Source organism: Kitasatospora sp. NPDC094016 (genome assembly GCF_040304045.1).
Taxonomy (GTDB): Bacteria; Actinomycetota; Actinomycetes; order Streptomycetales; family Streptomycetaceae; genus Kitasatospora.
Map to the genome: position 1 here is coordinate 186048 of NZ_JBEOUK010000002.1, position 9846 is coordinate 195893.

The window sequence follows — 9846 nt, forward strand, 5'->3', positions numbered from 1 at the left end:
CATACGAGCTTGGCACCTGACTGACAATAGGGAAACCTCGGGCGAATCTCAACCGTAACGTCCGGGCCTCCATGTTGGATGATAACGAGCTGTCATCTCCTTTCTGAGCTGGAGATTTGATGAACGGTTAGGAGAGGTTCGGCTCCTGGCCCCGACGGGCGCCGACAGACATCGGAGGACTTCTTGCGGTGCGTGGCCGACACTCGTATGGTCAGGGCGTCGAGGATTCATCCGATGTGTCGGCCCGGTGAAGAGCCCCGGCCCGCAGACCTATGACAGGAGCCATGGCATGAAGCTCATGCGGATCGGACCGGCGGGAGAAGAGGCTCCGGCAGCCCTCGGCGACGACGGCCGGGTCTTCGCGCTCTCGGGCCTGACCGGTGACATCGACGGGGCGTTCCTCGCCTCGGACGGGATCGACCGCGTTCGCGCCGCCCTGGCCGCCGGAGAGCTCCCTCCGATCGACCCGGTCGGCCTGCGGATCGGCGCCCCCGTCGCCCGGCCGGGCAAGGTCGTCTGCATCGGCCTCAACTACCGCGACCACGCCGAGGAGACCGGCGCCGCCGTCCCCGCCCGGCCGGTGGTCTTCATGAAGGACCCGTCCGCCGTGGTCGGTCCCTGCGACCAGGTGCTGATCCCGCGCGGCTCGGCCAAGACCGACTGGGAGGTCGAACTCGCGGTCGTGATCGGCCGCGAGGCCCGCTACCTGGACTCGCCCCGACAGGCCCTCGCCCATGTCGCGGGCTACGCGATCAGCAACGACGTGTCCGAGCGGGAGTTCCAGCTCGAGTACTCCGGGCAGTGGGACCTCGGCAAGTCCTGCGAGACCTTCAACCCGCTCGGCCCCTGGCTGGTCACCCCGGACGAGGCCGGCGACGTGCGGGCCCTCGGCCTCCGTCTGGCCGTCAACGGCGAGCAGCGGCAGAGCGGCAGCACCAAGAACATGATCTTCGACGTCCCGTACCTGGTCTGGTACCTCAGCCAGTACATGGTGCTGCGGCCCGGAGACGTCATCAACACCGGCACCCCGGCCGGCGTGGCCCTGGGGCTGCCCGGCACCCCCTACCTGCGCGCGGGCGACACCGTCGAACTGGCCATCGACGGCCTCGGCACCCAGCGCCAGACCTTCTCCAACGCCTGAAAGGCACCACGTTGTCCGCAACCACAGCGCGGATCACCGCCGTCGACACCTTCGACATCCGCTTCCCCACCTCGCGGGAGCTGGACGGGTCCGACGCCATGAATCCCGACCCCGACTACTCCGCCGCCTACGTCGTCCTGCGCGCCTCCGCGGGCGGCCACGAGGGCCACGGGTTCACCTTCACCATCGGTCGCGGCAACGACGTCCAGGTCGCCGCCATCGACGCGCTGCGCCCGCACGTCGTCGGACGGTCCGTCGCCCAGCTGTGCGCCGACCCCGGCTCCCTGTACCGCGACCTGATCGGTGACAGCCAGCTGCGCTGGCTCGGACCCGAGAAGGGCGTGATGCACATGGCGATCGGAGCCGTCGTCAACGCCGTCTGGGACCTCGCCGCCAAGCGCGAGGGCAAGCCGCTGTGGCAGCTGCTGGCCGACGCCGACCCCGCATGGCTGGTGTCCCAGGTCGACTTCCGCTACATCGCCGACGCGCTGACGCCCGATGAGGCCCTCGAACTGCTGCGCAAGGGCAGACAGGGCGCACCCGGGCGGGCCGCCGAACTCCTGCGCCGCGGCTACCCCGCCTACACCACCTCGCCCGGCTGGCTCGGCTACAGCGACGAGAAGCTCACCCGCCTCGCCAAGGAGGCGGTGGCCGACGGCTTCACCCAGATCAAGCTGAAGGTCGGCGCGGACCTGGAGGACGACATCCGCCGCTGCCGCGCCGCCCGCGAGGCCGTCGGTCCGGACATCCGGATGGCGATCGACGCCAACCAGCGCTGGAACGTCGCCGAGGCGATCGAGTGGACGAACGAGCTCGCCGAGTTCGACCCCTACTGGATCGAGGAGCCGACCAGCCCGGACGACGTGCTCGGCCACGCCGCCGTCCGGCGCGGTGTCCACCCCGTCAAGGTCGCCACCGGCGAGCACGTGCAGAACCGCATCGTCTTCAAGCAGCTGCTCCAGGCCGGCGCCATCGACATCCTCCAACTGGACTCGGCCCGGGTGGCCGGCGTGAACGAGAACCTCGCCATCCTGCTGCTCGCCGCCAGGTTCGGCGTCCCCGTGTGCCCGCACGCCGGCGGCGTGGGCCTGTGCGAACTCGTCCAGCACCTGTCGATGTTCGACTACGTCGCGCTCTCCGGCACCACCGAGGACCGCGTCATCGAGTACGTCGACCACCTCCACCAGCACTTCCTCGACCCCGTGGTCATCGACGGCGGCCGCTACCGGGCACCCACCGCGCCCGGGTTCTCCGCCACCATGCACCAGGTGGCCATCGACACCTACACCTACCCCGACGGCACGTTCTGGGCAGCCGACCTGGCCGGCGGCGACAAGGAGGAGCGCTCATGACGACCGACCTCGACGGGCTCACCGCCCTGGTCACCGGCGGTGCCTCCGGCATCGGACTGGCCACCGCCCGGTTGCTCGGCGCACGCGGAGCGGACGTCGCCGTCCTCGACCTCGACCCGAGCGGCGTCCGCGCCCCGCTGCGCGGCTTCACCGCCGACGTCGCCGACGACCGCTCCGTACGCGAGGCCGTCCGGGCGGCGGCCGAGGCGCTCGGCGGGATCGACATCCTGGTCAACAACGCTGGCATCGGCGCCGCCGGAACCGTGGAGGACAACTCGGACGAGCAGTGGCACCACGTCCTGGACGTCAACGTGCTCGGCATCGTCCGCACCACCCGCGCCGCCCTGCCCCACCTGCGCCGCTCCGCCGCCGCCTCGGTGGTCAACACCTGCTCCATCGCCGCCACGGCCGGACTGCCCCGGCGCGCGCTGTACGCGGCGAGCAAGGGCGCCGTCCACTCGCTCACCCTGGCCATGGCAGCCGACCACGTCCGCGAAGGCATCCGGGTCAACTGCGTCAACCCGGGCACCGTCGACACCCCGTGGGTCGGCCGGCTGCTCGACGCGGCCGACGACCCGGCCGCCGAGCGCTCCGCACTGAACGCCCGCCAGCCCACCGGCCGGCTGGTCACCGCCGAGGAGGTCGCCGCCGCCATCGCCTACCTCGCCTCCCCGGCCGCCGCCAGCGTCACGGGCACCGCGCTCGCCGTCGACGGCGGCATGGCCGGCCTGCGCCTGCGACCGGAGCCACGCCCGTGAAGCCGCGCCACCACCCCCTCGGCCGCAGCAGGGCCCAGGTGACCGAACTCGCCTTCGGCGCCGCCGGCATCGGCAACCTGTTCACCCCGGTCACCGACGAGCAGGCCGAACAGGCCGTCACCGCCGCCTGGGAGTCCGGCGTACGGTACTTCGACACCGCCCCGCACTACGGCCTGGGCCTGTCCGAGCGGCGACTCGGCGCCGCCCTGCGCGCGTTCCCCCGGGACCAGTACACGATCTCCACGAAGGTCGGACGCCTGCTGGAGCCGGCCCCCTCCGGCGACGGCGACGACCTGGCCGACGACCTGACCGACGGCTTCGCCGTGCCCGCCACCCACCACCGCGTCTGGGACTTCAGCGCCCGGGGCGTGCGCCGCTCCATCGAGGACAGCCTGGACCGGCTCGGCCTCGACCGGATCGACATCGCGTACCTGCACGACCCCGACGACCACGCCGAACAGGCGCTCGCCGAGGCCTACCCGGAACTCGAACGCCTGCGCGCCGAAGGCGTCCTGGGAGCGATCGGCGTCGGCATGAACCAGGCCGGGCTGCCCGCCCGGTTCATCCGCGAGACCGACCTCGACGCCGTCCTGCTCGCCGGCCGCTACAGCCTCCTCGACCAGCAGGGCCTTGCGGAACTGCTGCCCCTGGCCCACCGGCGCGGCGTCGGCGTCGTGATCGGCGGCGTCTTCAACTCCGGCCTGCTCGCCGACCCGCGGCCCGGCGCCACCTTCGACTACGCCGCGGCCCCCGCAGACCTGCTCACCAGGGCCACCGACCTCAAGGCCGTCTGCGAGCGGCACGGTGTCCCGCTGCGCGCCGCCGCCCTGAAGTTCCCGTTCGGGCACCCGGCGGTGGCGAGCGTGCTGGTCGGCACCCGCAGCGCCGGCGAGGCCCGGGACGCCGCCGCCATGCTCGACCACCCCGTTCCGGCGGCGCTCTGGGCCGAGCTCAAGCACCGCGGACTGCTTCCCGCGGACGTCCCGACCCCCGGGGAGGCGGGCTGATGCGCATCGCCCTGTTCATCACCTGCTTCAACGACACCCTCTTCCCCGACACCGGCCGCGCGGTGGTGACGGTGCTGGAGCGGCTCGGCCACCGTGTCGAGTTCCCCCGGGAACAGACCTGCTGCGGCCAGATGCACTTCAACACCGGCTACCGCCCCGACGCCGTCCCGCTGGTGACCCGCTTCGCCCGGGCCTTCGCCGACTACGACGCCGTGGTCACGCCGTCCGCCTCCTGCGCCGGGATGGTCCGTGACAACCACCCCCTGCTCGCCGAACGGCACGGCACCGCCCCGCTCCTCCGACAGGTCACCGAACTGGTGCCCCGGGTGCACGAGTTCACCGAGTTCCTGACCGACGTGCTCGGCGTCACGGACGTCGGTGCCCGCTTCCCGCACCGCGTCGTCTACCACCCCACCTGCCACTCCCTGCGCGGCCTGCGTCTCGGCGATCGCCCGGACCGGCTGCTGCGCGCCGTCGAGGACATCGACCTGGTCGACCTGCCCGCGGCCGACTCCTGCTGCGGCTTCGGCGGCACCTTCGCCGTGAAGAACGCCGACACCTCCGCCGCGATGCTCGCCGACAAGAACGCCGCCGTCCTGGACAGCGGAGCCGAGGTCCTGTGCGCCGCCGACAACTCCTGCCTGATGCACATCGGCGGCGGGCTGTCCCGCCGGGGCGCGAGGGTGCGGACCCTGCACCTGGCCGAGATCCTCGCCGCCACCGAAGGAACCGCACGATGAGCAAGCCCGGCGGCCGCGGCGTCGTCTGGCTCGGTTCCCCGTCCTTTCCCGACGCCGCCCGCGAGGCGCTCGGCAATACCCGGCTGCGCGCCAATCTGAAACGCGCCACCACCACCATCCGCGACAAGCGGCTCGCCGTCGCCTCCGAGTTGGACGACTGGGAGCACCTGCGCGACGCCGCCGCCGCGATCAAGAACCGCACCTCACGCCACCTCGACCGCTACCTCGTCCGGCTGGAGGCCGCCGTCACCGCCGCGGGCGGCACCGTGCACTGGGCCTCGGACGCCGCCGAGGCCAACCGCATCGTCACCGAACTCGTGCGGGCCACCGGCGAACGCGAGGTCGTGAAGATCAAGTCCATGGCGACTCAGGAGATCGGCCTCAACGAGGCCCTCGCCGAAGCCGGCATCACCGCCTACGAGACGGACCTCGCCGAACTCATCGTCCAACTCGGCGACGACCGCCCGTCCCACATCCTCGTCCCCGCGATCCACCGCAACCGGACCGAGATCCGCGACCTCTTCCTCGCCGAGATGGCCCACTGGGGGCAGCCCGCACCGGAGAACCTCGGCGACGACCCGCGTGAACTCGCCGAAGCCGCCCGCCTGCACCTGAGGGAGAAGTTCCTCACCGCCAAGGTGGCCGTCTCGGGCGCCAACTTCGCCGTCGCCGACACCGGTACGGTCGTCGTCGTGGAGTCCGAGGGCAACGGCCGGATGTGCCTCACCCTGCCCGAAACCCTCATCACCGTCATGGGCATCGAGAAGACCGTCCCGACCTGGCAGGACCTGGAGGTCTTCCTCCAACTGCTGCCCCGCTCCTCCACCGGTGAGCGGATGAACCCCTACACCTCCACCTGGACCGGAACCACCGACGGTGACGGCCCCAGGGAGTTCCACCTGGTGCTGCTCGACAACGGCCGCACCGACACCCTCGCCGACGAGGTCGGACGGCAGGTACTCGGCTGCATCCGCTGCTCGGCCTGCCTCAACGTCTGCCCCGTCTTCGAGCGCACCGGCGGCCACGCCTACGGCTCGGTCTACCCAGGACCGATCGGCGCCGTCCTCACCCCGCAACTGGTCGGCGTGGAGAACGCGGCGTCCCTTCCGTTCGCCTCCACCCTGTGCGGCGCCTGCTACGACGCCTGCCCGGTGAAGATCGACATCCCGGAGGTGCTGGCCCACCTGCGGGCCAAGACCGTCGAGAGCGGGCCGAGGGGAGCCGAGGCGCTGGCCATGAAGGCCGCCGCCACCGTCCTCGACTCCCCGCGCCTGCTCTCCGCGGCCCAGAAGGCCGCCGCGCTCGGCGGCAGGGCGCTCGCCAGGGAGGGGCGGATCGGCCGGCTGCCGGGCCCGCTGCACGGCTGGTCCGACACCCGCGACACCCCCGCACCTCCGGCAGAGTCCTTCCGCACCTGGTGGCGCAAGAACAGGGAAGGTGAACGATGAGCAGCCGTGAGGCGGTTCTCGGCCGCATCCGGGCGGCGCTCGCCGACGTCCCCGCCGACGAACGGCCCGACGACGTCCCCGTACCCCGGACCTACCGCCGCAGCCACACCGAGCCGGGCGAGGACACCGTCGCCCTGTTCGCCGAGCGGGTCGCCGACTACCGGGCGAACGTCACCCGCACCGACCGGGCGGGCCTGCCGGCCGCCATCGCCGCCGCGCTCACCGCATCCGGGGCGAGCAACCTGGCACTGCCCAGCGGCTTTCCCGTCGAGCTGCTGCCGCCCGGCGACTGGCAGTGGCACCCGGAACCGCTGGACGTCCAGGCCCTGAACGCCCTGGACGGCGTCTGCACCCTTGCCGCCGCCGGCATCGCCGTCACCGGGACCATCGTCCTCGACACCGGCCCGGGCCAGGGCCGCCGCGCCCTCACCCTCGTCCCCGACTACCATCTGTGCGTCATCCGCGCCGGACAGATCGCCGCCGACGTCCCCGACGCCCTCGCCCGCCTCGACCCCGCGCTGCCGCTGACCTTCATCTCGGGACCGTCCGCCACCAGCGACATCGAACTCGACCGCGTCGAGGGCGTGCACGGCCCCCGCACCCTGCACGTCGTCATCGTCGACCACCCCACCCACCCGGAGCAGCCATGAGAGTCGCCCTGCACACCCGCCTCCGCCCGGACCGGATCGCCGAGTACGAGGCCGCCCACCGGGACGTGCCCGCCGAACTCGTCGCAGCCATCCGGGCTGCCGGCGCCACCTCGTGGACGATCTGGCGCAGCGGTTGCGAGCTGTTCCACCTGCTGGAGTGCGAGGACTACGCCCGGCTCCTCGCCGAACTGGAGCACCTCCCGGCCAACACCGCCTGGCAGGAGAGGATGGGCGAACTGCTCGACATCAGCCACGACTACTCGGACGCCGGCGCCGGGGCCGGGCTCCCGGCCGTGTGGGAACTGTGACCAGGCGTCAGATCGTCGACGCGCACCACCACGTCTGGGACCTCGGCACGCGGCCGCAGCCCTGGATCAGCGGCGAGGCCCTCGCTCCCCTGGCCCGCTCCTTCACCGCCGTCGACCTCGCCCCCGAAGCCGCGGAGGCCGGAGTGGTCGCCACGGTCGTCGTCCAGACCGTCTGCGTCCCCGAGGAGACCGCCGAACTGCTGGCGCTGGCCGACGGCAGCGACCTGATCGCCGGCGTCGTCGGCTGGACCGACCTCACCGCCCCCGGCGTTGCCGACGCGATCGCCGCCCTGCGTGAACTCCCCGGCGGGGAACGGCTGGTGGGCATCAGGCACCAGGTCCAGGAGGAGCCCGACCCCGAGTGGCTGCTGCGCCCCGACGTCCAGCGCGGCCTGCTCGCCGTCGCCGAGGCCGGTCTCGCCTACGACCTCGTCGTCAAGCCGCACCAGCTGCCCGCCGCCGCCCTCGCGGCCGCCCGGCTCGCCGGCCTGACGTTCGTCCTCGACCACCTCGGCAAGCCCCCGATCGCCGACGGCGCGCTCGACCCCTGGGCCGCGGACCTGCGTCGCCTGGCCGCGCTGCCCAACACCGTGGGAAAGCTTTCCGGCCTGGTGACCGAGGCCGCCCCCGGCCGGTGGCGGACGGCGGACCTCAGGCCCTACGCCGACATCGCCCTGGAGGCCTTCGGCCTGCAGCGGCTCCTCTTCGGTTCCGACTGGCCGGTGTGCACCCTGGAGGCCGGCTACGCCGAGGTCGCCCGGATCACCCGGCACCTCGCGGACGGGCTCAGCGCGGGGGAGGAGGACGCGGTGTTCCGGCACAACGCGGTCCGCGTGTACGGGCTCGGCGCCCCGCGCCGGCCTGCGGAGGGACGTGCCGGATGGTCTTGACCTGTCGCGATCAAGGCCAGCTCCGGGTGGGTGCCGGGGAGACTATGCTGCAGGGATCAGGACCAGGGAGGCATCGGCGTGCCAGTCACCGACTCGGCGATCGAGAAGATCAAAGCCATGATCGTCAGTGGTGAGCTGCGCCCCGGTTCGCGACTCCCCAAGGAGGCCGACCTGGCCGAGCGGCTCGGTCTGTCGCGCAACTCCCTGCGTGAGGCGGTGAAAGCCCTCTCGCTCATCCGGGTGCTCGACGTGCGCCAGGGAGACGGCACGTACGTGACGAGTCTGGAGCCCAACCTGCTGCTGGACGCGCTGGGTTTCGTCGTCGACTTTCACCAGGACGACTCGGTGCTGGAGTTCCTGGAGGTCCGCCGCATCCTGGAGCCCGCCGCCGCGGCCATGGCCGCCCGCGTGATGCCGGACGAGGACATCGCCGCGCTCGGAGAGGTCCTGGAGAGCCTGCGTGACGACGCCCCCCTGCAAGAGCTGATCGACAACGACCTCGAGTTCCACCACAGGATCGCGGCCGGTTCGGGCAACACCGTCCTGTGCTCGCTCGTCGACGGCCTGTCCGGCCCGACCGCCCGGGCGAGGATCTGGCGCGGGCTGACCGAGGAAGGCGCGGTCGACCGGACCCGCCAGCAGCACCGCGCCATCCTCGACGCCATCGCCCACCGCCGCCCCGACCTCGCGCACGCCTGGGCGACGGTGCACGTGGCAGGCGTCGAGCAGTGGTTGCGGGACACCCTCGGCGCAGCCGGATCCTCGCTCGGCTGACCCGGGGCGGGTGCTTCGAGGGGCGAACGCGATCCTGTCCGCGCAGATGTACAACCGCCGCTTCCCGCTCCTCGGCGCCACCGTCACCGCCGATGGATATCTGTTCGATTCGGGCGTCTTGTTCGCGGGGGGTGGCACAGGACCGCCGGGCGCCGTTGGGCCTGGCGGTCCTGCTGCCGTTGCGGCGAAGGGGCATCGCAGGTCTCCGTCATGGTCGGAGACCCGTGCGTGACCGACGTCCGCCAGTTCTACAGCTGGGGCGGGTCAGAGGTAGACGTTCTTCAGCACGCCCTGGCCGGACTCGGCGGCTTGCCGGAAGAATGCGGTGAGCTCCGCCATCCGGTAGAGCATCTCGTCCAGCAGCCCGGGCGGCAGTTCGCCGTTGACGTTCTCGGCGAGCACCTCGCCGATCCGGGTGCGCAGGACGTCCTGGTCCAGCGCCGCGAGTGCGGCGGAGGCGGTGGCGGTGCGCTCCGGGGTGACGAAGACCAGCGTGGTCCCGTCCTCGGGGAACTCCTTCAGCAGGTCCCCGCCGGTGACGACCTCGGCGAGGTCGGCCCCGGGGCAGCGGCGCAGGGACTTGTCCAGGAAGAGCCACGACTCCTCCAGCTCGCAGAGCTCGCCGCTCTCCTCGCCCTCGCGGTACTGCTCGATGGAGAGCCGGCTGGGGAAGCGCGCCAGCACGTCGTCGGGGTCGAGGCGAGTGACGTCACGGTCGACCCGTCGCATCAGGAGGTTCATGGTTGTCCGTTCATTTCGTGCTGTTCATACGGTTCGT

At 72.1% G+C, this 9846-nt stretch carries 11 protein-coding genes; 10 read left to right on the forward strand and 1 reads right to left on the reverse strand.

Going from position 1 to position 9846, the window contains the following annotated elements; translation table 11 throughout:
• The first annotated feature begins 289 nt into the window (after window positions 1-289).
• From ABT015_RS02620 to ABT015_RS02665, 10 genes are all read left to right on the forward strand, one after another.
• Window positions 290-1141, forward strand: a complete 852-nt coding sequence (locus ABT015_RS02620; RefSeq protein WP_350875977.1) for a fumarylacetoacetate hydrolase family protein — start codon at window positions 290-292, stop codon at window positions 1139-1141.
• 11 nt (window positions 1142-1152) lie between these two features.
• On the forward strand, window positions 1153-2493 hold the full coding sequence (locus ABT015_RS02625; RefSeq protein WP_350875979.1) for an L-fuconate dehydratase: 1341 nt from the start codon (window positions 1153-1155) through the stop codon (window positions 2491-2493).
• Window positions 2490-3251 carry an SDR family NAD(P)-dependent oxidoreductase gene (locus tag ABT015_RS02630; RefSeq protein ID WP_350875981.1) on the forward strand — a complete coding sequence of 254 codons (762 nt, stop codon included), beginning with the start codon at window positions 2490-2492 and terminating at the stop codon, window positions 3249-3251. Before ABT015_RS02625 ends, ABT015_RS02630 begins: the two co-directional genes overlap by 4 nt.
• On the forward strand, window positions 3248-4258 hold the full coding sequence (locus tag ABT015_RS02635; RefSeq protein ID WP_350875984.1) for an aldo/keto reductase: 1011 nt from the start codon (window positions 3248-3250) through the stop codon (window positions 4256-4258). The genes ABT015_RS02630 and ABT015_RS02635 overlap by 4 nt, the downstream gene beginning before the upstream one ends.
• Window positions 4258-4998, forward strand: coding sequence for a (Fe-S)-binding protein (locus ABT015_RS02640; RefSeq protein WP_350875986.1), 741 nt, complete (start codon window positions 4258-4260; stop codon window positions 4996-4998). Before ABT015_RS02635 ends, ABT015_RS02640 begins: the two co-directional genes overlap by 1 nt.
• On the forward strand, window positions 4995-6446 hold the full coding sequence (locus tag ABT015_RS02645) for a LutB/LldF family L-lactate oxidation iron-sulfur protein (protein WP_350875988.1): 1452 nt from the start codon (window positions 4995-4997) through the stop codon (window positions 6444-6446). The genes ABT015_RS02640 and ABT015_RS02645 overlap by 4 nt, the downstream gene beginning before the upstream one ends.
• Entirely contained in the window at window positions 6443-7096 is a 654-nt protein-coding gene (locus tag ABT015_RS02650) for a LutC/YkgG family protein (protein WP_350875990.1), read from the forward strand. The genes ABT015_RS02645 and ABT015_RS02650 overlap by 4 nt, the downstream gene beginning before the upstream one ends.
• Window positions 7093-7404, forward strand: a complete 312-nt coding sequence (locus ABT015_RS02655; protein WP_350875992.1) for an L-rhamnose mutarotase — start codon at window positions 7093-7095, stop codon at window positions 7402-7404. The genes ABT015_RS02650 and ABT015_RS02655 overlap by 4 nt, the downstream gene beginning before the upstream one ends.
• Window positions 7401-8294: an amidohydrolase family protein gene (locus ABT015_RS02660; RefSeq protein ID WP_350875994.1), complete on the forward strand. Its 894-nt coding sequence runs from the start codon at window positions 7401-7403 to the stop codon at window positions 8292-8294. The genes ABT015_RS02655 and ABT015_RS02660 overlap by 4 nt, the downstream gene beginning before the upstream one ends.
• A 78-nt stretch (window positions 8295-8372) precedes the next feature.
• The gene (locus ABT015_RS02665; protein WP_350875996.1) at window positions 8373-9068 is read left to right on the forward strand and encodes a FadR/GntR family transcriptional regulator; all 696 of its coding nucleotides are present in this window, start codon (window positions 8373-8375) and stop codon (window positions 9066-9068) included.
• 264 nt (window positions 9069-9332) lie between these two features.
• Here ABT015_RS02665 and ABT015_RS02670 read toward each other — a convergent pair whose 3' ends face one another.
• On the reverse strand, window positions 9333-9809 hold the full coding sequence (locus ABT015_RS02670; protein ID WP_350875998.1) for a DUF1877 family protein: 477 nt from the start codon (window positions 9807-9809) through the stop codon (window positions 9333-9335).
• Window positions 9810-9846: the final 37 nt, after the last annotated feature.